We start from the raw sequence: 25,527 nt of genomic DNA, 5'->3' as shown, positions 1-25,527 counted from the left end.
TTGTATACCTGTATTGATCTTTATTTTTTAATTCTTAATTCTTAATTTCTCTCGCCTCCCTCTCGGCCCGGTGAGGATCGTCCGGATCGAAGAGCATTCCGGTACAGATGCAGTAACGGCGGCCGGTACGTTCGAGGACATCGTGGTTGACACAGCCTTCGCAACCTCTCCAGAACGATTCGTCGTCCGTCAGGTCGGCAAAAGTGACCGGCACATATCCTAATTCCGTATTCATTTTCATAACGGCAGCGCCTGAAGTCAGACTGAAAATCTTGGCGTGCGGCCATCGCATACGGGCCAGCTGGAAGGTCATCTCCTTGATTCTTTTGGCAATGCCCAGTCCGCGAAAGTCCGGATGGACGATCAGGCCGGAAGTGGTCACATACTGTTTGTTACCCCAAGACTCGATATAGCTGAAACCTGCAAATTTGTTGCCTTCCAGGGCAATGACGGCTTTCCCCTCCTTCATCTTCTGTGCAACATATTCATGCGTACGCTTGGCGATGCCGGTTCCGCGCACTTTGGCGGCTGCTTCGATCGTGTCGAGGATGATATCTACATATTCCTCGTGGCAAGCTTCAGCAATCATCACATCAATTTTTCTTTCTTGTTCCATCTTTATGTTTGTTCTTTTTATCTTCTGTTGTTAATGGGAGCAAACGACCGGTTCCCTATACATTGATATATTATATAAAATGCGCCAATGCTTTAACGATTTTGTCCCGGCTGATCCCTTCGCGTGGGATGATCAGGATCGTGTCGTCTCCGGCAATTGTTCCCAATATTTCGTAGGGCGCATGCGTATCGATATCCGAAGCGATCCCCATTGCATATCCCGGCCGGGTCTTGACAACGGCCAAGTTACCCGAAAACTCGATGTTGGGGTGATGTTGCATCTGCTCTTTCACCGGTTGCATAAGCGCCGAATAATCGGGCAGGCGATATACATAGTTCCCGTTTTCGTCATGTACTTTGACGACTTTCAGTTGCTTGATGTCGCGCGACAGGGTGGCTTGGGTAACCTGGAATCCGCTATTTTCCAATTGCTTAAGCAGCTCTTCCTGATTACCTATTTTCTCTGTCTTTATAATGCGGCAAATGGCATCCAATCGTTCTTTTTTCGTACTCATACTTGTATATTTATGCAACGATGCTGCAAATATAAAGAGTATAATTGAATAATTATACAATTGGGCGTTCTTTTTTGCATAAATTTCTATTTGTAATCTCCACATGGGCAAAGGGCATCAAATAGAAAGGTTAAAAAATATTACCCTTAAGTGTAATTCAAATATATGGGGTACTAATTCGATTTTGATGGGGTGGCAGTGACATTTTGATAAAATCGGTAGTCGTATTTATGAAGAGAAATTATAATTTTGCAGGGTATATAAATAAAGGATAGAAAATGAAGAAGATTACAAGTTTATTCGTTGCCATGTTATTGTTGCTGAGCAGTTGCGGAAGTGTTCCGTTGACTGGGAGGAAGCAGGTATTGCTTGTTTCGGATCAGGAAGTGTTATCGTCCAGCCTGACCCAATATTCCGATTATATGAAATCGGCTAAGAAGTCGTCATCGAAAGATGGTGCCGCTATGGTGACACGTGTTGGAAAGAAGATCGCTGCCGCTACCGAGCAATATCTGAAAAACAACGGGTTGGAGAGTGAAATCAAGAATTTCGCCTGGGAGTTTAACTTGGTGAACGATCCGCAGGTCAATGCGTTCTGTATGCCGGGTGGCAAAATCGTTGTCTATGAAGGATTGATGCAACTGGTTTCGTCGGACGACGAATTGGCCGTCGTGGTCGGTCATGAAGTGGCGCACGCCGTAGCCAAGCACAGCAACGAGCGTATGAGCCAGCAATTGATGGCGCAATACGGTGCGCAGATATTGGGGCAGGCGTTAAGCAACAAATCGGCTGCCGTCCAGCAGATCGGTAACTCTGTTTACGGCTTGGGCGCTCAGTATGGTGTCATGTTGCCTTTCTCCCGTAAGCACGAATCCGAGGCGGACTATATGGGACTGGTCTTTATGGCAATGGCCGGCTATAACCCCGAAGTCGCCGTCAACTTCTGGCAAAAAATGTCCGCCGGCAAATCCGGCTCTACCCCCGAATTTATGAGCACGCACCCCAGCGATGCCACCCGCATCAATGAGATTAAGCAGCATTTGCCGGAGATAGAGAAGTATAGGGCAAAGAAATGATTTGGTTATTTGCCTGAAATATTTATCTTTGTCGTAAGCAAACATGATAATTATGAATTTCTTCGTCCAATATTATCCGGGTATTATCGCTTTGTGCAAAATGTACAAGGTAAAAAGGTTGTTTGCTTTTGGTTCTGTCTTGACTAATCGTTTTACCGATAAGAGTGATATAGACTTGGTGGTGGATTTTGACAAAGAAAAGGTAGATGATTATTTTTCCAACTTCTTTGATTTAAAGTATGCATTGGAAAAACTTTTGGGTAGAAAAGTCGATTTGCTTGAAGAACAGGCGATCCGCAATCCTTATTTAAAATCAGATATAGATATGACCAAAAAACTTATATATGGATAATTACACTAAAAAGCATATTTCAGTAAAACTCTTATTTCAAGAAAAAAGTCTCATTGAAATATGCTTTTATATTGACTAATTGGTTAAAATCTTGCTTGATCTAATATTTTGTATTTGTTCACTCATACGATTTTTGTATAAGAATATGAATGTAAGAAAATTATTGTCCTCAGTAGTTGTCCTGTTCCTTTTCTTTCCTCTATATGCCCAATGGGCTGTTGGAGGGAAAGTCGGGCTGAATGGTTCTTCCGTGCATTTTCCAGGTGGTGGGGGTGTGGAACTTGATGGTAAATACTGTATGGGGCTGAACGGTGGTTTCTTTACTCAATATCAGTTCAACCATTATTTTGGTTTGCAGGCTGAATTGTTGTATATGAAATGTGGATACAAGTTGAAGGATTATGTTTATGAATATGAAAATATAGGAGAGGCTCCATTGGATATGGATGTCGCCCTTCATTATCTGGAAATCCCTCTTTTGGCCAAATTTACGCATCGGACAGGGCTGAACCTCCAGTTTGGACCGCAGGTCGGCTTTATGTTGAAAAGAAGATTAAGGTATGGTGAAGAGGTGCAGTCGCAGGCACTGTTGGGAAAGAAACAGCCTTTCGATCTCAGCCTCGCCTTCGGGGCTGGATATGAAGCGCAAAACGGGTTGCTCTTTGATTTCAGATATTTACTGGGATTGACAAGCGTTTATAAGGGCGTGGGAGGGTTCCAAAACCGAGCTTTTTATTTATCGTTAGGTTATAAGTTTGATTTGTAAGTTCTCGTTACTATCTTATCGGCACAAGAATGACTCAAAATAGATGCCTGTCGCTCCCCGAAAAGGTAGGCATCGGTTGCCGAATAGGTGCCTACCTTTTTGCTGCTAATGTTGCATATTGCCCCATAAATAATAAATTTTTTTTAGTCTGTCCTTATAGTACGCAGGCGGAATCCGAAGTAGTCGGACATGTAGTAAAAACAAAAGGTTGTCCCCTTTTTGAGAGAACAACCTTTTATACTTGTTTTGCTTGTGTCGATTACAACTGGATCCAGCGAACGAAAGCGAAGTCCATGCGGTGAGGCAATTCCTTGTTTACAGGGTAAACGCGGAAGCCCATCTTGTGAAGACCGGCTTCACTCGGAGTCGTTTTCAGTTCGAAGAACAGTTTGGAACCTTCTTCCTTTATTAACTTGAATTGTTCTGTCGTGATTAATTCTAACTGGTGATTGTCCGGATTTTCTTTTGTAACAACCAGTTCGGCACCCAGCATTCCTTTCAGTTCGTGGCGGTCGATAACCAGATCGAACTTATAATCTTTGCCGATCACCAGACCGTCTATAGACAGATCCTTTGAACTTGTAAACGATTCTACCTGGAAGCTGTCCCAGTGTTCAGCCACTTCTTCTTTCCAGGCAGCGAGTGCTTTGGCTTCGGCAAAGTCGTTTTCGCGCAAGTGGGCGGAACGGGTGGCCAGTTTGTTGTAGAAGCGGTCGATATAGTCGTCCAACATACGTTTCATTGTATAGTCGGGAGCAATTTCGGACATCGAGTTCTTGATATACTGGATCCATTCGGGAGAGTAGCCCTTGCTGTTTTTAGCATAATAAGTCGGGATGATCTCTGTTTCCAGTGTATGGTAGATTGTAGCGGCATCCAACTGATCCTGGTATTGCTGGTTCTCGTACGTGCGTTTGTCGGTCAATGCCCAACCGGCGCCCGGTTTGTAACCTTCGTACCACCATCCGTCCAATACGGAGAAGTTCAGAACACCGTTCATTTCCGCTTTTTCACCGGATGTGCCGGATGCTTCCAGAGGACGGGTCGGAGTGTTCAACCAAACATCGACACCTGCGATCAGGTGGCGGGCCAGACGCATATCGTAGTTTTCCAGGAAGATGATCTTACCTAAGAATTCCGGACGGCGGGAGATTTCGACAATGTGTTTGATCAATCCTTGTCCGCCACCATCGGCCGGGTGGGCTTTACCGGTGAATACGAACTGGATCGGGTATTGTTCGTTGTTTACGATTTTAGCCAAACGATCCAAGTCGGTGAACAGCAAGTGGGCACGTTTGTAAGTAGCGAAACGGCGACCGAAACCGATCAGCAGGGCGTTCGGGTTGATCTTGTCCAGGATGGAAACAACCTTTGCAGGATCTCCCTGGTTCTTCAGCCAGTTTGTCTTGTACTGGTTCTTGATGTATGTGATCAGTTTGTTCTTCAGTGTCTTGCGGATAGACCAGATATCTTCGTCCGCAACGTTTTGGATGGCTTCCCAATATAACTTGTTCGACTGGTCCTTGAAGAATTTCTTATTGAAGTTGTCAGCAAAGAAACGTTTCCATTCGGTTGAAGCCCAAGTCGGCATGTGCACGCCGTTGGTGACATATCCTACGTGCAGTTCATCGGGGAAGTAGCCCTTCCATACCGGAGCGAACATGCGTTGGGATACTTTTCCGTGCAACCAGCTTACGCCGTTTGCTTCCTGGCAAGTGTTCAATGCGAATACGCTCATGGAGAATTTCTCGTTGGAGCCTGGGTTTTCACGTCCCATGTCGATAAATTCCTGCCAGCTGATACCTAACTTGCCGGGGAACTCGCCCATGTAACGACCGAACAGACCTTCGTCGAAGTAGTCGTGACCAGCCGGAACCGGTGTGTGGACGGTGTACAAAGCAGATGCGCGTACGACTTCCAAAGCCTGGTTGAATGACAGGCCGTCGTTCTGGATGAAGTCAACCAAGCGCTGTGCGTTGATCAATGCGGCGTGTCCTTCGTTGCAGTGGTAAATCTGTTTTTTGATTCCCAACTTGTTAAGCATCAGGATACCGCCGATACCCAGCAGGTATTCCTGCTTCATACGGTTTTCCCAGTCACCGCCATACAGTTGGTGAGTGATGGAACGGTCCCATTCGCTGTTCTGAGGGATATCCGTATCCATCAAATATAAAGGAACGCGTCCTACGCTTACTTTCCAGATGTGCGCATAAACGGTACGGCCGGGGTAGGGGACTTCCAATACCATCGGTTCGCCGTTTGCCTGCATGACCTGTGTAAGAGGCAGTGCGTTGAAGTTTTGCGGTTCGTAATTGGCAATCTGTTGTCCGTCCATAGACAGAGACTGAGTAAAGTAGCCGTAGCGATAGAGGAATCCTACAGCTGTCAGGTCGATGTTGCTGTCACTGGCTTCTTTCAGATAGTCGCCTGCCAGTACACCCAGACCGCCGGAATAGATTTTCAGTACGTTTGTCAAGCCATACTCCATACTGAAATAGGCAACAGACGGTTTTGTCTGATCCGGTTTGACATTTACATAATCCTTGAATATCGAGTACACAGCTTTGATTTCTGCCATCAGGACGTCATCAGCCAGGATTTCCTCAATACGCTTGTAGGACAAACTTTGAAGTAGAAGTACGGGATTGCCTTCCGTTGATGCCCAAAGTTCAGAATCGATCTTACCGAATAATTTGGCTCCTTCATGGTTCCATACCCACCATAGGTTTGTAGCCATTTCATATAAGGGCTGTAATTGTTCGGGGAGCATAGAATGGGAATAAACATCTTTCCAAATCGGGCTGTTTGCGTTATTCGCTTTGATTTTCATTATTGTGAAGTTTAAAATGTTTCAATTACTATATTAATATTGTATAATCTCTTTTTTGCTTAAAAACATTGCAAAGATAGAGATTATCTGTTTAATTATGAGCGTATTTTAATTATTTCTTTTGTCGACACGCTCTAAAGCGATCCTGAAAGCTTCTTCATAGTAGACAATGAATTTGCTCCATTCTGCTTTTGCCGCCAGGTTGAAACTGCGTTTACGGATCTCTGCCGCTTCCTTTTTGTCCTTTCCGGCAAGCGCCAGGATCGAGGAGGTGATGGCATCTGCCACTTCGAAATAATTAAAATCGTCGCGGTTCACGACGGCTACGCCTTCGCCGATATTGTTGCCTGTCACATGCTTCTTCGCCCATAGACCGAAACCGGCAAGGTCGGTGGTAATGGTCGGGATCCCGAATGCGATACTCTCCAGCGGAGTGTATCCCCAGGGTTCGTAGTAAGAAGGATAGACGGTTGCATCCATGCCGATCAGCAGATCGTAGTAGGGTTTGTCGAGGATGCCGTCGCGTCCGTCCAGGTAGCAGGGAACGAAAATGATTTTCAGCTTGTCGGTTGCCGAATTGGTGAAACCGGAGTGGGAGATATAGTTCAGCACTTTGTCCTGCTCCATCAGGTTCAGCCAATGCGTGACGAACGGCATTTGCATGGGAGAGGTGGTGCGGATATTCTTGTCGATGACTTCTTTCAGGTCTGCGCGTGCATCGCGTACCCAGGCCGGTACCATGATGAAGGCGACGACTTCGCGCTGGAGCCTGCCGGATGTGCGTACCCGGTTCATCGCTTCGATAAAGACATCGATACCCTTGTTGCGGTATTCGTAACGGCCGCTGGTGGAAACCAGGAATGCATCCGGCGAGATGGGGCATCCGAGCAGTTTCTCAGCGACGTTGAGCAGGTCGCGGCGGGCTGCCGTACGCTTCTTGTCGTATTCCTTTTTGGCCGGGACGAAGTTAGGTTCGAAGCCGTTCGGCGTGACGATGTCCGGTGCTTTGTCCAGCAACTGTCCGCACTCGCGTGCTGTGATGTCGCTCACCGTCGTAAAGCAGTCTACATGCAAGGCAGTCTGTTTTTCCAACGAATGTTTCGCTTCCATATTCAGCTCTTTTGCCATCTGGTCGCCGTTATAACCGTCCATATATGCATACAGGGCTTTGTTGTTTCCGGCGATAGAACGTCCGATGGAAGTGGCATGTGTCGTGAAGAGCGTTGCGATGGCCGGGATTTGCTTTCGGATGTAAAGCGCACCCATTCCCAGCATCCATTCGTTGAACAGGGCGGCAACCTTTTTGTTCTCCAGTTTGTAGAAATGATAAAAACTTTCGATGACTTTGCCTACTGCGTAAGCGAAGATACAGGATTCGTCGTAGTCGCCGTATGCATGAATCGAGTCTACGCGGAAACTTTCCCACATCGAGTAGAAAAAAGAATCTCTTTCTTTGAAGAAAGGTTTAAAATCTACCAAGATTACAGGCGGTGTCCCCGGAACATTCCAGCGACCTACTTTTACTTTCAGGTTTTCTGTGGTCTCCGTATAAGTTCTCCAGTCAGCAAACAGAACATCATCTTCAATAAAGTCGGGAGCGTTTGTGTTAGCCCACACATCGGGCCCTATAAAGATTAATTTATCTTTAAATAACTGTTGTAACGTATGCGCTTTCGTTGAAAGGACGGTATAGATGCCGCCTACTTTGTTACATACTTCCCAACTGCTCTCGAAAAGATATTCTGGCGTTGTTGTTATATTATCCATAAACGATTTTGTTTATAATCAGATATTTTGAGGGGGCAAAGATACGAATTTTTGTCTTTTTTTCAACTATAGGGCTTGTTTAATGAATGAATTATGTAGATTTGTGGATATTTTAATGTAAACAACTATGGCTAAAAGAAGAATTTTAAAGAAAGACATCAGCTATGTGGCTGGTGATTTGTTTTCGGAAGCATTGTTTTGTAAACTGTATCTCCCGGGTGTCGATCCTGAGAAGGCTGATGTGGTGATGGCGAGAATACTCGATATGCAGGACGAATTTGTTCGTCGTGCCAACCGTCCTGACGGAAAAGAAAACAAAAAACGGGTGAAAGAATACTATTGTAAATTGCGGGCGGACCTGCAAACGGAAATAAACGCAATAGCAACTGAAATCGGAGAGTTGAGCAAATAGGAAGTAAAGAATGAAGAAAGCTATTAGTAAGGCGCTTCTTCGCCTGGCCGGCTGGAAACTGGGACCGGTGGTCGAGGACGTGCCTAAATGTGTGATATGCGTAGCTCCGCATACCAGTAACTGGGATTTTATCGTAGGAAAGTTGTTTTATACCTCGATCGGACGTAATGCCAGTTTCCTGATTAAAAAGGAATGGTTCTTTTTCCCGTTCAACCTGTTGTTTAACTGGTTGGGCGGCGTGCCTGTGGACCGTCATAAACGGACCTCGGTGACGGACCAGATGGTGGACCAGTTTAACCGGCGGAAAGAATTTCAGTTGGCCGTGACTCCCGAAGGTACGCGCAAACGGGTGAATGACTGGAAGAAGGGGTTCTACTATATCGCGCAAAAAGCCGACGTGCCTATCCTGATGGCTTATTTCGACTATAAAAAGAAAGAAGCCGGTTTCAAAGGAATATTCTATCCTACGGGTGATGCGGATAAAGATATCCGTGAGATCCGTGAGCATTATAGAGGAGTGACAGCTTGTCATCCGGAAAACTTTGTTCAAATTTAATAGTATGGCAGACAATTTGCGTATCAGTATGGTCCAGTCCCATATTATCTGGGAGGACAGAGATGAAAACCTGGGTTATTATGGAGAACTGCTTCGGCGGGTCAGCGGTAAGACGGATATAGCCGTTTTGCCGGAAACGTTTACGACGGGTTTCTCTATGGAAGTTGAAAAACTGGCCGACACGATGGACGGGCCGACCATCCCCACTGTAAAAGGGTGGGCGAAGAAGTATAAACTCGCCGTGGCAGGGAGTTTTATTGCAAAAGAAGACGGGAAATATTTTAACCGTGCTTTCTTCATAACTCCTGAAGGTGAAACTTATTTGTATGACAAGCGTCATTTATTCCGGATGGCAGGCGAAGACCGGCATTTCACTGCCGGGGATAAACAGACCATTGTACGGTATAAGGATTGGAATATCTGTTTGCAAGTTTGCTATGATCTTCGCTTCCCGGTTTGGAGCCGGAACGTGAACAACGAATACGACCTGCTGATCTATGTCGCCAACTGGCCTGAGGCACGTAAGAAAGTTTGGAAAACTCTGCTTCAGGCACGTGCTATGGAGAATATGGCGTATGTCTGCGGGGTGAACCGGGTAGGAATCGACGGCAAGGGTTTTGTGTACCGGGGCGATTCCATGATCTTCTCTCCGAAAGGCAAAAAGCTGGCGGATGCCGGCAAACGTGAGGAAGTTACCCGTACCTGTACGCTTACCCGCGCAGACCTGGAAGACCTGAGGGCTAAGTTCCCGGCATGGAAAGACGCGGATACGTTTGAAATCAAGTGATATTTCCCTGATAGGATTTCGGATTTGAACACAAAAAAGCGATTGTCGGTTATGCCCGGCAATCGCTTTTTGTGTTATGTGAAAAATATGTTTACTTCACTTCCTCAAAATCAACATATTATCTCTATCAGCAATTTACGTACACGTGTTGCAAATATATCGCAAATCCGAAAATAAGCATCTATAAGCAACAATGGCTCTCATCCACAAAAGTACACTTTTTCTTGATAAAGAACGCAGGATAAAAGCATAAAAATCAAAAGAAAACAGTGATTTTAACAGTTTCTCCGTTTTTATCCATAACTTTGTATCTGGAAACAGATGGTTTATACCCCAACAACAATAAGAAAAGGATGCAGATACATAACAATACCTTGATAGCGGAATGTTCGACTTACGATTTCAAGGAAATGCTGGAACGTAAGAAAGTGAAGTCATGGCTTAAATCGGTGTCGGCATTTGCCAATACGGACGGTGGCAGCTTGTTCTATGGAGTAAACGATGACGGAATGATTGTAGGTTTGGAAAATCCGCAAGCCGATGCAGACTTCATCAGTGAAATGATAAAGGTAAGGCTTGACCCTGTGCCGGAAGTACAGCTCATCCCAATAGAACATGAAGGACATACGCTGCTTGAAGTGAAAGTAAAGGCAGGAACGCTTACACCTTATTATTATTATCAAGACGGAACACGTACCGCCTATACACGAGTGGGTAATGAAAGTGTGGAGTGCAATTCACAACAACTTCTTTCGTTGGTATTGAAGGGTACGCACATGACGTGGGATTCACTACCTACCCAAGTGGATGCCAGCAAGCACTCTTTCATCATCCTTGCCAATACCTTCCGTGAGCAAACCCATCAGGAATGGAACGATAAGCATTTGGAATCATTCGGGCTGGTAACTCCTGAAGGTAAACTGACCAATGCCGGATTGCTGTTTGTTGATAATTGCACGGTATTTCAATCCCGTATCTTCTGTACCCGTTGGACTGGATTCTATAAAGATGATGCCATCAGTTCCGTAGAGCATCGGGCAAATCTTGTATTGCTTTTGAAATATGGCATGGACTTCATCAAGAACTATACCATGAGCGGTTGGGTGAAGATGCCGAACTATCGTCTAAACCTCCCCGACTATTCAGACCGTGCTATCTTCGAAGGATTGGTAAACCACCTTATCCATCGGGATTACACCGTGATGGGCGGTGAAGTACATATTGACATTTACGATGACCGAGTAGAACTAGTATCACCGGGCGCAATGCTTGACGGTACACAGATTCAAGACCGTGACATATACAAAGTGCCGTCCATGCGCCGCAACCCTGTCATTGCAGACATGTTCACACAGTTGGACTATATGGAGAAACGTGGCTCCGGTTTACGCAAAATGCGGGAGCTTACGGAAAAACTACCCAATTTCCTGCAAGGCAAAGAACCTCAATATCAAACGGAAGCGACTTCTTTCTACACCACTTTCTATAATCTGAACTGGGGTGACAACGGAAGAATACCTGTTGAGGAAGTGGCTAACAGGGTAAACAGTACCCTCGAAAAGTACCCTGAAAACGAAGAAAGTTCGGTGGAAAAGTTCGGTGGAAACAGCAAAAGTTCGGTGAAAACCTTTGGTGATACGCAAGAAAGTTCGGAGAAAGGTTCGGAGATAATCCAAAAAGGTTCGGAGAAAAAGTTCGGAGATTCGAAAAACAAATCTAAAAGCATTGGGAAAACCGCACAAAAGATTATTGATTTCGTCATTTCCGACCCATCAATGTCTGCAGAAGCAATGGCCTATAAAATAGGAATAAGCTCCCGAGCCGTAGAAAAACATATTTCAAAGCTTCGTTCTATGGGAATTTTGTCTCGTGAAGGAGCAGATCATGGTGGCTATTGGCGCATTATTGTTAACCCTCAAACTGAGCAATAAAACTATGGAGACATCTTTCATACCATTCAGTGCAATAATTGCCGTTTTGATTATCGCCTTTTTGTTTGCCTCTTTACCGCAAGTAAGCCACAAGATGCGATACAGGGTACTTTATGCAATAGCCATCATCATGCTATTTGCTGTTATCCCTATTAGTGAGTATATGGCTGGTGACACACAAAATTCAAGTAACAATAATCTGCTTGTCCTAATATTCGATATTGCAGTAGGATATTTCTGTATGTATATTGCCGCTTTACTGAAGTTCAATGTTCTTAAACGAAAGAACCAAGCATTAGAAAACGCCTTGACAGAAAAGCAACAAGAAAATGTAGCAATCCTATTGGAGCATCAAAACGAAAAGCAACAAGCACTTCAGCAAAGAAAGCTTGAATGGTTGGCTGGAAAAATAAAGATGTTTACCGAAGAAGAACAGGAAGCTATTCTTGCCAGTGCCTTATCATTTGCTGAACATGACTTGATAGTTGCCCCCTCAATAAGCATACAGCCCAAAGAAACATGTAGTCAGCAAGAACTAATGTACTTTGTCTGCTCTGCTTTTTACAATATGGATAAAAGCCGTAGTGAAATTGTGAGTTTCTTATATAAAGTTTTTCCTCTCTATTTTCCTGCCGGAGAAAGTGCATTGGCTAAAAAGATGCCGGGATTGGAGAAAGTTAGGGAAAGAAGGGAGAAAGAAAATCAATCTAAGTAAGTTTCCTAATATATGCATTGAAATATATTTCAATATAAAGTCGTTTTTCGACATATATTTATTAGAAAATCATTATAATTTGAACTGAGTTTATATTTTAATGATTACCTTTGTTCATTAAATATATCATAGAACATATGAATAAAGACATAAATCGCTTGAAGGTGGTTTTAGCCGAAAAGAAACGCACCAATAAATGGTTAGCAGAACAGTTAGGAAAAGATCCGGGAACTATTTCAAAATGGTGTACAAATACCATGCAACCGAATTTGGAGACATTAGTTAAGATTGCAGAATGTTTAGAAGTGGATGTGAAAGATTTACTTTGGTCAATCAAATAATATCTCTATAACTTCTACATTTTAAGAATCTATTTTTAGTATATCACAGAGAATAATTTAAGTATTCATAGAAAGAGTTTATGATAATAAAAGATATAAATATCCTTTTTCGCAAAGTATTTGCAAAAGCGGATTCTTTTAAAAACGCAGAAAAGACTTCTGATATAAATAGGGAGGCTACAGATGTAATATGTCATCAACTTCCCTCAGCATTCAATAAATTTTTAGGCAATGTTTCAGTCCGTTATACAATAAAGGGATCTGTAGGAGTAGGAAGAGCTACAAAAACGCCTTGGATTGCTATTATGGATAAGGATATAACTAATTCCACCCGTGAAGGTGTATATCTGGTGTTTTTATTTTCATCAGATTATAAACAAGTTTATTTGACTCTAAACCAAGGAACAACTGTGCCTGGTCTGTTCGGGCCAAGGCTGGGAATAAGAGATATTACTAAAAACACTCAACTTATCAGAGGCATCCTAAATCAAAAAAACGAATTTCTCAAGCAAGATGGGAATGCGAATGTTACGGATGAAAGATATAGAGCTGGAGCCATTTATTATACATTGTGGAATATAGAAGATGAAGAAAAAGGTCTTAAACTTTTAAATTTATATCTTGAAATTTATCAAGAATATAAAGAAGTAACATATTCAAAAAAGCCTGTTATGGCAAAGAATATAAATGAAGAAACCATTGTTAACATGAAATTCCGTTCCTATATAACCGCCATCAAGACCAAGCCCTTCCTTTTGCTTGCTGGCATTTCCGGTACAGGCAAAAGTCGCATTGTTCGTGAACTTGCCCGTGCGTGTTGGGACGAAAATTCCGCTGAATACAAAGCTCAGAAACCTAAAAATTTCGAGATAATTCAAGTAAAACCTAATTGGCACGATTCGACCGAACTCATGGGATATGTGAGTCGTGTCAGTGGAAGCCCCATATATGTGATTGGTGATTTCTTAAGATTTATCACACAAGCTTGGGAAAACTTAGATGTACCTTACTTCCTTTGTCTGGATGAAATGAATCTTGCTCCTGTAGAACAATACTTTGCTGAATTTCTTAGCGTAATAGAATCTCGCAAAAGTAATGAAGATAGTACAATTTCCACAGATCCCATCTTAAAGAAAAGTATGGAAGATTGGTATCGGGTATTGACTGCCGAACTGACAAGAAACAATGAAGCATTAAGGAGTCGCTTTTTGGAAGAAGGCATCACCATCCCACAAAATCTTATTGTTGTGGGTACGGTAAATATGGACGAGACAACCTTCTCTTTCTCCCGAAAGGTACTTGATCGTGCCATGACCATAGAAATGAATGAAGTGGATTTGTATGCCGGATTGGACAGCAAATATGAACGCATTGGTAAACTGAATAGCGATATGCTTATCGGTACAGCCGTAGAAGGTGTAGATGTATATGCAGAGAACGAAGATGTTTGCAACAAGGCACTAACCTATTTGCAAGCCGTGAATGATGTCCTTAATGGCACACCATTCAAAATCGCCTACCGCACGCGAAACGAATTTTTACTTTATGTGGTAAACAATTTGCCATACAACATGGATGAAAACGGAAATGAGTTCAGTGAGGATGAAGTTATAGCAACAGCATTGGATGAAATAACAAGCATGAAAATACTGTCGCATATTGAAGGAGACGACACAAAAGTCAAGCACTCACTTCTTGAAAAGTTGATTACCACTATCGAAGCGCAACTGTTGGCATTGACCGGAGAAGATAAGAAAATAGAATCCGTTTCCATAGTCAAACTGAAAGAGATGCAAGAACGGTTATCATCCGGCTATACAAGTTTCTGGAGCTAAAAACAATCAGATATTCGCAAAGGACGATGGAACTGCTTACCATAAAGCATCAGGATTTTGAAATGATTGTCGAATGTACAAAGTTCGATGACATTTGGCGCAAGGCTAAGAGCAATGTGGGAGAAGAAGGTTTATACTCTACTTACTCTTGGTCGGAGGGAGTGGCATCTGTTACTTTAAGCAACCGTATCGGAGAAAGAGTTGCGATTGAGGACAACCAACAAGCCCCTGCCGTGTTTTTTGATAATGTCGATTATCCTATTTGGATTGAATTCAAGGACTATGTGAAAAAAGCACAGTTCGGTTCCATTCTTCAAAATGAAAATGAGAAATTTACTTTTCGCAGACAGATATTAGCCGGTTTCTTGAACTATGGGAATGAGGTTGGGCGCAGTGAAATACAGTTCATATATCAAGTAGGGACAGAGATCCGTAGGTTTGTTTTCTCTTTTGAAGTGTTAAGCACAAAGCTCAACTATCACGAGCATTGGAAAACCATTATCGAGGATATCGAACAGGAGTACAGGATGCTTTCACTTGATTATATGCGAAGAACCTTTCATGGCTTTTCGCCCGATACGAACGGAGATACCCCAGAAATAATCTGGTGGAGCGTATTTGCCAATGAACAACAGAAATTCATAAAGGCTTGTAAAAATATCATTGACCGCCCACGGCATCGGCTACATGGGAAGGATGCTTACAAACGTGCTGACAAGCTGACATTTATTCCCTCTTACATAGAAAACGAATTGGCAGAACACAGAAATGACTGCTCTCATTTATACCGTGTAGAGGAACATGTATGGACAAATGATACACAGGAAAACAGGTTTCTGAAATTTGCACTTGGACAAATTACTGACAAATATGAAATCTTGAAAAAGCGTATAGAAGCTGTGAAAAATGCTTCCGATGTGATGAAGGACGATATGCAAACCACATTAACAGCACTTAAACATCTGCAACGAAATTCCTTTTTCCGCACTGTAGGAAACTACAAAGGAATGAATCAAGAAAGTTTAGTTTTACAAAAGGCTACCGGATATAGTCAAGTATATCGTACATGGAGCCTACTCCAACGCTCCTATTCACTGAATGATGGCATATATCGCTTGCAAACCAAAGATATTGCAACGCTTTATGAAATCTGGTGTTTCATAGAAGTAAGCCATATAGTAAAAGAAAAACTGCACTTATCTGATGAAGATATAGACCATAGAAACCGTATGGAAATGAATGGTCTGTTTACATGGGATTTAGGCAAAGGAGAACATTCGCGTATTCTTTTTAAGAAAGATAATGTGGAACTGGCTGAACTTATTTACAATTCCAAGAGTTCGGAGCACAAAAGCAGTTCTGTGGGCATAAAGGATTTGGTAGTACCAACCGTACCCCAAAAGCCGGATATTGTACTGCAACTCGCCAAGAACGATTTGCAACAAGGAATGAAGATGACCTATCTCTTTGATGCGAAATACCGTATTGACGGGAAGAACAAAAATGGTGTTGATGTTCCACCGGAAGATGCCATCAACCAAATGCACCGTTACCGCGATGCCATCTATTATAAAGACCACCAATCGGATGCTTTGAAAAAAGAGGTCATAGGCGGCTACATTCTGTTCCCAGGTGATGGTGAACCGGCAGATGTTGCCGTATCCAAGTTCCGTAAAACCATTGATGAGGTAAATATTGGAGCATTCCCACTCCGTCCAAAAGACACTCATAACCGATTACTTCTGGAACAATTCATTGAAGAACTTATCCAAAACAAGTCGCACGAAATCGTATCGAAAGTGATACCACAAAAGGGTGCATTCGTAGAAGTCGGTAATCGTGTACTCATTGGATTAGTGATTAACAGTAGTCGAAAAGGCTATCTACAAAGTTTCAAGGATGGCAATGCCACCCTCTACTACACAGGTAGTCATTTCCCAACGACAATTGCTCTGCAAAACCTACATTATTTCATGCCCTATTTTAAAGGAGAAGGGATTCGTGATATATATGAGATAGTAGGAGTTAGAACTATCACATCAAAAGAGGTGAAGCAAATAGAGGGAGAGGAAGGAATTAACGACCTTCGTCTCGCTTTTGAACTGCGATACTTCCGCAAACAATATGCTAACATTCAGCCCATCAATACAAGCAAGATGATAAACTACACGTTTATTGATACGACCTTTGAAGAGTTGGATAAGAAAGTTATAATGGATAAAGGATTGTAATTTATCAAATAAAGTTATGGCAGTAAGTGACACAATAAGAGGATTTAGAACTCAATTTCTATATACAATACACAGAGTAATAAACGATTGCGATTCTAATTTGCTTTATGTTCCTGAAGGTATTGAGGATTTAGACATCAAAAAGAATGGTCGAGTTATTGAAACCATTCAAATAAAGAATTATAATAAAAAAATTCAGCCATCCGATTTAGCTTCACCTGCTGGTACAACATCTTTTTTTAAGCGTGCTATCCAGACTCTATCAAGAGACAGGCATGCATGCATACGTTTTATCTCATTTGGAGAAGTGAGTAATTATCTTCAAAATGCACCTTTTCTATATGAATTTCTTTCTCAGAATAAAGAACTAAAGAAATATGCCAAACTTTTGTCATCACAATATGAAGTAAATATTGTTAATGAAGATACTTTATATAGTGAAATCATCGGGAAATTGAAGAAACAATTTCCAATATTCAATCCCGAAAAAGAAATCAAATACATGCTCCAATGGGTAAGCGATAAAGCCGAAAAACATCACGATTTTACTTATGAAGAATTTATAAGAGAGTTACAATGCTATCAAACTTTTGAAAACAGGCAGAAGACCGCATTGAGTGAATTTGGTATTCGTGTGATCCCTCTATTTGAGCAGTCTCTTCATATTGACACAGACATCCTGAAGCAACAATTTTATTCTGGCGTTTCTGTATCATCAAATCACATTGCCAATAATTTAGATATAATTAGACCTGAAAAAAATATTGCAATACATAATGCATTCAAAGAAAAAAATGTTGTTATCATTCATGGGGCTTCAGGACAGGGGAAAAGTACTTTGGCCTATCGTTATATTAAAGATAACTGCGCATTAGCATATGAAATAACTTCCTGCGACAAAAATAATTTATCAAATTTACAAGCGACTTTAATAGAGTTATGTACCGGGATAACAGTCCCTATAATGTTGTTTTTCGATGCTAAGCCATCTGATGATTCTTGGATTCTGTTAGTTAAAGCATTTAGCATGATAAAAAATGTATGTTGTTTAATTTCACTCAGAAATGAAGATTGGAATCAATATCGCTCTAAATTGGGGAGTGAAGTTATGTACAAAGATATTGAACTAGTATTAACTAAGGAAGAAGCAAAACTCATTTATGATGCATTGCACCATCGAAATCATCAGGTAACTGCTGATTTTGAATCTTCTTGGGATAGACTTGGTAACAATGTTCCATTACTTGAATTTGTTTATTTCATAACTCAAGGTCAAGCATTGAAAGACAAACTTATATCACAATGGGAGACATTACTACCATATGAAATGTCCATTTTTGAAAAAATTGTCACCGCAAATTATCTCGGCGGCAATATAAATAGAAACTCCAAGGCGTTACTCGGAAATGGTTCATATTCTAATGTCCAACACGCTATCAAAAAATATAACGGTGAATTTTTTGTTGAAAATACTAATGGAATTTTATCCGAAGTTCACCCAATAAGAACTAAAATATTGATAGAGTCAATATACAGAAACGATAGCTGTGCAATAATAAAAAATGCATTGTCTCTTTATTATAAATTAGAAATAACTGATGCTCATTTGTATTTGCTCAATCTCTATAGGGAAGGAATGAGTACAAACCAATTAATCTCTTCTGCTTTTAGTGAATCTATACTCCCGGCAAACTTGTTTGCTGGCATTATTCGTGCACTAATATGGAAGGGAACAGAAGAGTATATCTATGAAAACCGTCATTTAATAGATCAACTCAAAGAGAAGAGTGGTTCTTTTTGGGAATACCATTTGCCTATAAATCTCACAGAAATTAACATTAGGCAAAGTTTGCATGATTTGTTAAATAACTTTCCTAATGTACCTGATGTTTCTGATATAGTTAATTCATTCCCTTCTCAGTATCAGATATTCTGTCTTCTAAATAAATTTATCAGTAATGAACTTACTGTCTCTTGTTCTTCTAGTTCTGATTGGGTAACCTTATCAGATGCATTATACCGCATAAGTTTAGGACATTCCTCTCCATGTATTAATTTAAAAGGAGAACTTGAATTAGCACCTTTAACTACAGATGAAATCTCATCCATACTTCTTGGTTTGAAGTCATCAGAGATAAAGAAAGATTGTTGGAAAACTCTTGAAAATACCTTTGTTAAAAAACTTAGAATAGAACAATTGATAACCAATTTCAATATTTCAGACAGCAGTATTGAAGCAACCTGCTATCTTGATTACATTGGAGGACATGATTATTCACCAAATCAGCAGATAAAAGACAATTCAACAAATTCTCATCTAGTCAAAATTATAAATCTGTTAAGAAAAGCATTCCCTGAAAAGGAAAACTATCATGTAAAATTTGGCAAAGATGATTTATCAAATATGATTATTGATTCAGAGAAAAATATTCAAAAATCAAATCTTCCAATAGATGCTATGTATGAAATAAGGGCATGCATTGTTAATCAATATAAGAATAAAATCGGCATACCTAATAAAAAAGATTATGCATCAAAACTCATATCCATACGAAAAGAAATTGCAACTGCAAACCAGCGGTTGACTAATGCATTCTCCACCTTTTTTAAAAAGGGTGTATTTAATTTGAAAGAAATAAAAGAAGCATACGATTTATGTATATCTTCTACGAGTAAAGAAATTCCTGAATTAACTTTTGTCAATTCCAATGAATTTGGTTATGGAATAACAGACAGTTCCGATTGTGGGAAAAACAGCTCATGGGATGCATTTGTTAAATCTATCAATAATTATTTATCAAATCTTTTAGGATTCTATCACCAATTCCCTACTGTTTTATCACAAAAAGATAATAATAGAATGCAGTCAAAGGCTTGTTTATTCGAAGCATTGATCGCAATAAAGGTAATGCAAACGAAATTCAAGGAACAATTGTTGGATTATATTTCTGATAAACAAAATATTGAATTATTGGACAAAAAAGAATACAACTCAATTCTATCATTATGGGTTCTTTGGGAAACACTGTGTCGTAATATCACCAACGTAACTATAGCATCTCAGATGGCAAGATATAAACAATTGGAGACCAATTTACCTCAAAAAATAGCAAATAGCATTAGAAATGATTTTTTTGATGAAGGAATAAATTGTATTATAAATAGAGAGAAACAAAATCTCAATATAGTAATTGAATTCTACGACATTGAAGAATATAATAGAGCTTACATGCATATTGATGATATTCTGACAAATATACTTGGGAAATATGATATTTATACAAGTCAGGAATATATTCTAAGACAATCGATCATAACAATATCAGTACAATCACTGTATATTGACAAAAACGGTAATAAGCATAGAGTTTCATCTATGGTTCGCAATTATAATGTACGACATTTATTGGGCACTAAAGAAAACAACAATTCATTATATCCTATTTTTATCTCCGAGAAACAAGAAACTGTTGATGCAAAGCTTTTAAATTATGAGGATATAATGTCTCTTGCTACTAGTATTCTGTTCATTGGACATCAAATAATAAAGATGAAACATGCTGTTTTAAAGACAGATGAATTGGGACTACATGTAATCAATATATATATAGAAAAATGCCTTACCGAATTTAAGAAACACAAATCAATGATTGGTCTGTTAAGAAACAAATTGTTAGAATTAGATGATGTTCCATTGCTTAATGAACTACATAATATAATTCATGTTATTGAGTCTATATTCCATTCTGAATGTTGGATTAATTTTGTGGATGAATTGGACAATGTTATGCAATCCATCTTTAATAGAGATATGGAAATTCGTTTGTACTTGATAGAAAACGAAAAAACATCCTAAGGGATTAAATCATTAAATTTACAAAAACAAAGATTTCGCATCGTTCTGATTTACTTTACAATTGTATGCAATCTTGAAACATCTAATCCTATACAGGAATGTGTTAAACCATAAAACTATATGGATAGACTAACCAAAGAACAACGTCACCGTTGTATGTCCGCTATAAAAGGGAGGGACACTAAACCAGAATTACTGGTTCGGAAGTTCCTTTTTAGCCGTGGCTTCCGCTATCGGCTAAACCATCCACGCCTTCCTGGTCATCCTGATTTGGTGCTTCGCAAATACAGAACTGTCATTTTTGTGAACGGCTGTTTTTGGCATGGTCATGAAAACTGCAAATACTTTCGTCTGCCTAAAACCAACATTGATTTTTGGTCAAACAAGATAGAAAGGAATAAGGAACGAGATAAAAAAGAACAATGCCAGCTTGCTGCTATGGGCTGGCATTGTATCACAATTTGGGAGTGTCAATTAAAACCTAAACTCCGCTTGCAAACGCTTGAGTCATTAGCTTATACACTAAATCATATCTTTCTTGAAGATAGGAAAATCAAGGCATACGAACTGACTGATACAGATGATACACTCATGGTGGCTGAGTCAGAAGTGGTTTATGAAAGGAAAAACAATAGTATGAACCACGAATGATTCCCCCAAAAAAAGTTATTCCATATTTATCTTTGATTTATCCCCGTTTTTTCTATCAGGTTCTGATGCTGTTCTTTTATTGCCCGAAACATCGAATAATACGCAAAGCCCTCTTCCTTATACCTCATACTACTAACAGAAGCAGCAACCGCCCACGTAACAATAGCGACAATAAAGGCTACAACATATCGGAGTTTTATATGATAACCCCGTATAAACATTCCATTGATATTGGGTGAAATAATGGTTACAGGGCTTTTCAACTCATGAATTTTTGCCAAAATCTCATTCTGCCGTTTCAATATGCACTCAGTATTTGCTTCAATGGTCATACGATTAACATTGTAATCACAAACGTGCCTGTAAAGATATTCAAGAAGTTTGGACTTTTGCTTAAACAGTTCAACAAGTTTTGGAAACCATAATGAAAATGGCAATGTGTCCGGCTGTTGTTTCCAAACGTGCTTCTTGACTACCGACAGCGCATCATTCCAACAAGCGCAGAAGGTCTTAGCCACTCCATTATAGATGGTCTTCTCGTCAAATCCCAAATTCACAGTCTGTCCCGATTTAGGAACAGTAGCGTTCTGTTTTTCAATACTCTCTTTCAATTCATTGATACTTTGGCGCAAATTCGCAAGATTGGCTGCCACTACATCTTCTTTCATTATCTTCTACGTTTTGAGGGTTTATAAAAAGGTTCGTATCTTTGGTTATCCTTGTCTTTATCGTCTCGCCATCCCTGTTCATTACTTGTTCCTCCACCTCCACCGGAGATTATGGCTTGATGAGGTTGAATAATCAGTTCCGCAGTTACATTGCCCAATGTAACGCAAAGGCTGTTAAAACTCAAATCGCGGTCAAGTTTGGAACCAGCCACACTATACCCATCTTGACAAAATGATATACCACGAATCTTATCAGAATTATCAACACGATTAAAGCGCATATCTATACCCTGACCTTTGAGGCAAAATACGTGCAATGGACGATTTGTCCCAAACAGGCGTGGATATAGTCCGGTTAAGGGATTCCACCACACGGCTTGCCCGAGTTGAACCTCGCTTATAAACTGGGTATGATTCTATAATCAGAAACCACTCTTCTTTATAATTCGACCTTCTGAGCTTGACGGTCACTTTGGTATTAGGTAATGCTTTCTTCATAACGACTTATATAATTTATCAATTTCAGATTTGGGAACATAAACATAGTTGCCGATTTGGCGTGTAGGAATAGAATGACGGCGTATGTGTTTAAATACACTGCTATCATTGATATGGAACTTCTTTGCGATCTCTCCGATGGTATAACAATCTTTGGGTTCAAAGGACAATGCTTCCTTTTTTCTCTTTCTACTCCCTGCCTTTGTTTTGAAATGTTCATCCATATACTGCCGACTAAGGCGTATCAGACGCTGGCCAAAATTGTATGACGGTATCAATCCTTGCCGTATCATACGATAAAGTACATCTTTACTAATGCCGTAAATCAACATAGCCTCTTTTACGGTTAGATACCCCTTGCAGGATGGTATTCGTCTAATCAGTGCTTGGCGTATCGCTTCTTTCTCTTTTGCGACTTGTCTTTTCTTATACGCTCTCTTGGAACAAGTCGGACAACAATACTTCGACACTAATGTGGGAGGAGTAAAGATTTTACCGCACTCCTCACAACTTCTTTGAATAGTGTAATTTCATCTTGGCATATTCTTCTCGTTTTAAATGGTTTATATCAATTTAAGTTGTACCTTATCGCCAAATAAGACGTGTCGCAAACATGTCGCAAATAAGAGATAAAAAAGCCCATAGAAAACACATAGCAACCATGAACCCCATAAACGCAAAAAGCGTGCAACTCATTGAGCTGCACGCTTTTGCTTATTGTTTATTATCTGTATCCTTATCGGAATCATTTGACTTCCTCGAAATCAACATCCGTCACACCGCCATCCTGCTTGTTGCTGTTTCCGGCGTTGCTTCCGGCTTGTTGGCCGAAGTCGGGACCCGGTTGTGCGCCACCCTGGGCGTTCTGGGCGTTGTACATTTCCTGGCTTGCAGCCTGGAATACGGTGTTCAGTTCGGCCGTGGCGGCATCGATGCCGGCGATATCCTGGGCCTTGTGGGCTTCTTTCAACTTGTTCAGGGCTGTTTCGATAGGAGCCTTCTTGTCGGCCGGAAGTTTGTCGCCCAGATCTTTCAACTGTTTTTCCGTCTGGAAGATCATGCTGTCGGCCTGGTTCAGTTTGTCGATACGTTCTTTTTCCTTCTTATCGGCTTCGGCGTTTGCCTGAGCTTCTTCTTTCATGCGTTTTACTTCGTCGTCGCTCAAACCGCTGGAAGCTTCGATACGGATACTCTGCACTTTGCCTGTGCCCTTATCTTTGGCTGATACGTTGAGGATACCGTTTGCATCGATATCGAAAGTGACTTCGATCTGTGGAACGCCACGCTGTGCGGCAGGAATTCCGTCGAGGTGGAAGCGGCCGATCGATTTGTTGTCTTTAGCCAGTGAACGTTCGCCCTGCAATACGTGGATTTCTACAGAAGGCTGGTTGTCAACGGCAGTTGTAAATGTTTCGGACTTCTTGGTCGGAATAGTCGTATTGGCCTCGATCAGTTTGGTCATTACGCCACCCATAGTTTCGATACCTAATGACAACGGGGTCACATCGAGCAGCAGAACGTCTTTTACTTCGCCTGTCAATACACCCCCCTGGATAGCGGCACCTACAGCTACCACTTCGTCCGGATTGACGCCTTTGGACGGAGCCTTGCCGAAGAATTTCTCAACGATAGCCTGTACGGCCGGAATACGTGTCGAACCACCTACCAGGATGACTTCGTCGATGTCGGAAGTGCTCAGGCCGGCATCTTTCAAAGCCTGACGGCACGGTTCGACGCAAGCCTGGATCAGGCTGTCTGCCAGCTGTTCGAATTTAGCACGTGTCAGTGTCTTGACCAAGTGCTTGGGAACACCGTTTACCGGCATGATATACGGCAGGTTGATTTCCGTGCTTGTCGTGCTTGACAATTCGATCTTGGCTTTTTCGGCAGCTTCTTTCAAACGTTGCAAAGCCATCGGGTCCTTGCGCAGGTCGACGCCTTCTTCGCGCAGGAATTCTTCTGCCAACCAGTCGATGATCACATGGTCGAAGTCATCGCCACCCAAGTGAGTATCACCGTTTGTCGATTTCACTTCAAACACACCGTCACCCAGTTCCAGTATAGAAATATCGAATGTACCGCCACCCAAGTCGAATACGGCGATCTTCATGTCTTTGTTCGTCTTGTCCAGACCGTAAGCCAAAGAAGCGGCAGTCGGTTCGTTTACGATACGGCGGACGTTCAAGCCTGCGATTTCACCGGCTTCCTTAGTAGCCTGTCGCTGTGCGTCGCTAAAGTATGCCGGAACGGTGATGACGGCTTCCGTCACTTCCTGTCCTAAGTAGTCTTCAGCCGTTTTCTTCATCTTCTGAAGCACCATAGCCGAAATTTCCTGAGGAGTATAGAGGCGTCCCTCAATGTCGACACGCGGTGTATTGTTGTCGCCACGCACCACCTTATAAGGCACTCGACTGATTTCTTTTTGAACCTGATCATAGGTTTCACCCATGAAACGTTTGATAGAAAATATTGTTTTTTCCGGGTTTGTGATAGCCTGACGTTTTGCAGGGTCACCGACCTTTCGTTCGCCGCCTTCAATAAAAGCAACGATTGAAGGTGTTGTTCTTTTACCTTCACTGTTTGCAATTACAACCGGTTCGTTGCCTTCGAGTACGGCAACACAAGAATTGGTTGTTCCTAAGTCGATACCGATAATTTTTCCCATAATTTTCTACTATTTTAATTGTTATTATTTTCCTGTATTTGCTTTTCTCTTTCGAGTTGCATTAACTATTCTACAAATCGTATGCCAAAGTAACAAGGATCGGTTTGGAAAAGTTCAGGTGGCAGGAAGTGTGACAATACGTCAGTCTTCACATCCGCCGTTATGCGGAAGAGATGACTGTTTATATAATGTATAAAATGCTATCGACCATTTATCCTTCTATAGTTCTTGGGGAACTGTGGTATTTGTTAGATAAAAAATTAACACTCACTCTATTTTTTTTGTTTTTGTGGCCGCAAACATACGCACTTTTTCTAATAATTGCAAATTATAGATTTTTATTTGAACAAAAAAAAGATTTATCTGACCACAGTTCCCCAAGAACTACGGTATGAATTAAATGTAATATCATGATGTCTTTGTTTTTATTCTCGAAAATTTCAGTTTGGTTTCCTTTTGG

Annotated in this window: 20 protein-coding genes and 2 pseudogenes; 13 read left to right on the top strand and 9 right to left on the bottom strand. The window is 41.2% G+C overall.

Annotated elements, in window-relative coordinates; genetic code table 11:
- Nucleotides 1-34 precede the first annotated feature (34 nt).
- Complete coding sequence (locus ACW6QF_RS13830; protein ID WP_298550748.1) at nucleotides 35-616, bottom strand: GNAT family N-acetyltransferase; 582 nt, start codon at nucleotides 614-616, stop codon at nucleotides 35-37.
- 70 nt (nucleotides 617-686) lie between these two features.
- Nucleotides 687-1,130, bottom strand: coding sequence for an arginine repressor (gene argR, locus ACW6QF_RS13825; protein WP_298550746.1), 444 nt, complete (start codon nucleotides 1,128-1,130; stop codon nucleotides 687-689).
- A 278-nt stretch (nucleotides 1,131-1,408) separates the two neighbouring features.
- On the opposite strand from argR, the gene ACW6QF_RS13820 reads away from it, so the two are divergent.
- The 3 genes from ACW6QF_RS13820 to ACW6QF_RS13810 all read left to right on the top strand — a co-directional run bounded on the left by ACW6QF_RS13820 (nucleotide 1,409) and on the right by ACW6QF_RS13810 (nucleotide 3,324).
- On the top strand, nucleotides 1,409-2,206 hold the full coding sequence (locus ACW6QF_RS13820; RefSeq protein ID WP_456088253.1) for a M48 family metallopeptidase: 798 nt from the start codon (nucleotides 1,409-1,411) through the stop codon (nucleotides 2,204-2,206).
- Nucleotides 2,207-2,258: 52 nt separating this feature from the next.
- Nucleotides 2,259-2,558, top strand: a complete 300-nt coding sequence (locus tag ACW6QF_RS13815; protein WP_456088252.1) for a nucleotidyltransferase family protein — start codon at nucleotides 2,259-2,261, stop codon at nucleotides 2,556-2,558.
- A 145-nt stretch (nucleotides 2,559-2,703) separates the two neighbouring features.
- A complete protein-coding gene (locus ACW6QF_RS13810) occupies nucleotides 2,704-3,324 on the top strand; it encodes a porin family protein (RefSeq protein ID WP_456088251.1) in 621 nt (206 codons plus the stop codon).
- A 259-nt stretch (nucleotides 3,325-3,583) separates the two neighbouring features.
- Here ACW6QF_RS13810 and glgP read toward each other — a convergent pair whose 3' ends face one another.
- On the bottom strand, nucleotides 3,584-6,154 hold the full coding sequence (gene glgP / locus ACW6QF_RS13805; protein WP_456088250.1) for an alpha-glucan family phosphorylase: 2,571 nt from the start codon (nucleotides 6,152-6,154) through the stop codon (nucleotides 3,584-3,586).
- Nucleotides 6,155-6,262: 108 nt separating this feature from the next.
- On the bottom strand, nucleotides 6,263-7,921 hold the full coding sequence (locus ACW6QF_RS13800) for a glycosyltransferase (protein ID WP_456088249.1): 1,659 nt from the start codon (nucleotides 7,919-7,921) through the stop codon (nucleotides 6,263-6,265).
- 127 nt (nucleotides 7,922-8,048) lie between these two features.
- Here ACW6QF_RS13800 and ACW6QF_RS13795 point away from each other — a divergent pair, with 127 nt between their 5' ends.
- The 10 genes from ACW6QF_RS13795 (at nucleotide 8,049) to ACW6QF_RS13750 (ending at nucleotide 21,236) form a co-directional block, all read left to right on the top strand.
- On the top strand, nucleotides 8,049-8,333 hold the full coding sequence (locus tag ACW6QF_RS13795) for a hypothetical protein (protein WP_298551684.1): 285 nt from the start codon (nucleotides 8,049-8,051) through the stop codon (nucleotides 8,331-8,333).
- A gap of 10 nt (nucleotides 8,334-8,343) precedes the next feature.
- Entirely contained in the window at nucleotides 8,344-8,889 is a 546-nt protein-coding gene (locus tag ACW6QF_RS13790; protein ID WP_298551682.1) for a 1-acyl-sn-glycerol-3-phosphate acyltransferase, read from the top strand.
- Between the two features lie 4 nt (nucleotides 8,890-8,893).
- Nucleotides 8,894-9,676 (top strand): amidohydrolase, encoded by a 783-nt coding sequence (locus ACW6QF_RS13785; RefSeq protein WP_456088248.1) that lies wholly within the window; start codon nucleotides 8,894-8,896, stop codon nucleotides 9,674-9,676.
- 353 nt (nucleotides 9,677-10,029) lie between these two features.
- Nucleotides 10,030-11,607, top strand: a complete 1,578-nt coding sequence (locus ACW6QF_RS13780; protein WP_456088275.1) for an ATP-binding protein — start codon at nucleotides 10,030-10,032, stop codon at nucleotides 11,605-11,607.
- Between the two features lie 4 nt (nucleotides 11,608-11,611).
- Nucleotides 11,612-12,322, top strand: coding sequence for a hypothetical protein (locus ACW6QF_RS13775; RefSeq protein ID WP_456088274.1), 711 nt, complete (start codon nucleotides 11,612-11,614; stop codon nucleotides 12,320-12,322).
- 137 nt (nucleotides 12,323-12,459) lie between these two features.
- Nucleotides 12,460-12,663, top strand: a complete 204-nt coding sequence (locus ACW6QF_RS13770) for a helix-turn-helix transcriptional regulator (protein ID WP_456088247.1) — start codon at nucleotides 12,460-12,462, stop codon at nucleotides 12,661-12,663.
- Nucleotides 12,664-12,743: 80 nt separating this feature from the next.
- Nucleotides 12,744-14,498: an MrcB family domain-containing protein gene (locus ACW6QF_RS13765; protein ID WP_456088246.1), complete on the top strand. Its 1,755-nt coding sequence runs from the start codon at nucleotides 12,744-12,746 to the stop codon at nucleotides 14,496-14,498.
- 26 nt (nucleotides 14,499-14,524) lie between these two features.
- Nucleotides 14,525-16,729 carry a DUF2357 domain-containing protein gene (locus tag ACW6QF_RS13760; protein ID WP_456088245.1) on the top strand — a complete coding sequence of 735 codons (2,205 nt, stop codon included), beginning with the start codon at nucleotides 14,525-14,527 and terminating at the stop codon, nucleotides 16,727-16,729.
- Between the two features lie 16 nt (nucleotides 16,730-16,745).
- Nucleotides 16,746-20,585 (top strand): hypothetical protein, encoded by a 3,840-nt coding sequence (locus tag ACW6QF_RS13755; RefSeq protein ID WP_456088244.1) that lies wholly within the window; start codon nucleotides 16,746-16,748, stop codon nucleotides 20,583-20,585.
- A gap of 120 nt (nucleotides 20,586-20,705) precedes the next feature.
- Complete coding sequence (locus ACW6QF_RS13750; RefSeq protein ID WP_456088243.1) at nucleotides 20,706-21,236, top strand: very short patch repair endonuclease; 531 nt, start codon at nucleotides 20,706-20,708, stop codon at nucleotides 21,234-21,236.
- Between the two features lie 26 nt (nucleotides 21,237-21,262).
- Here ACW6QF_RS13750 and ACW6QF_RS13745 read toward each other — a convergent pair whose 3' ends face one another.
- From ACW6QF_RS13745 to dnaK, 5 genes and pseudogenes are all read right to left on the bottom strand, one after another.
- Nucleotides 21,263-21,904: a hypothetical protein gene (locus ACW6QF_RS13745; protein WP_456088242.1), complete on the bottom strand. Its 642-nt coding sequence runs from the start codon at nucleotides 21,902-21,904 to the stop codon at nucleotides 21,263-21,265.
- Nucleotides 21,904-22,206, bottom strand: a pseudogene (locus ACW6QF_RS13740) (relaxase/mobilization nuclease domain-containing protein); the annotation flags it as partial. The pseudogene ACW6QF_RS13740 and the gene ACW6QF_RS13745, both read right to left, overlap by 1 nt.
- Nucleotides 22,205-22,402 (bottom strand): annotated as a pseudogene (locus ACW6QF_RS13735) (site-specific integrase); the annotation flags it as partial. The pseudogenes ACW6QF_RS13740 and ACW6QF_RS13735, both read right to left, overlap by 2 nt.
- Nucleotides 22,399-22,923 (bottom strand): helix-turn-helix domain-containing protein, encoded by a 525-nt coding sequence (locus tag ACW6QF_RS13730; protein WP_456088273.1) that lies wholly within the window; start codon nucleotides 22,921-22,923, stop codon nucleotides 22,399-22,401. The pseudogene ACW6QF_RS13735 and the gene ACW6QF_RS13730, both read right to left, overlap by 4 nt.
- Nucleotides 22,924-23,147: 224 nt before the next feature.
- A complete protein-coding gene (gene dnaK / locus ACW6QF_RS13725) occupies nucleotides 23,148-25,067 on the bottom strand; it encodes a molecular chaperone DnaK (protein WP_298551678.1) in 1,920 nt (639 codons plus the stop codon).
- Between the last annotated feature and the right edge of the window lie 460 nt (nucleotides 25,068-25,527).

The sequence above is a fragment of the Parabacteroides sp. genome (assembly GCF_977054455.1).
The sequence above is the reverse complement of the archived record's forward strand: the minus strand, read 5'-3'. Positions and strand labels throughout refer to the sequence as shown.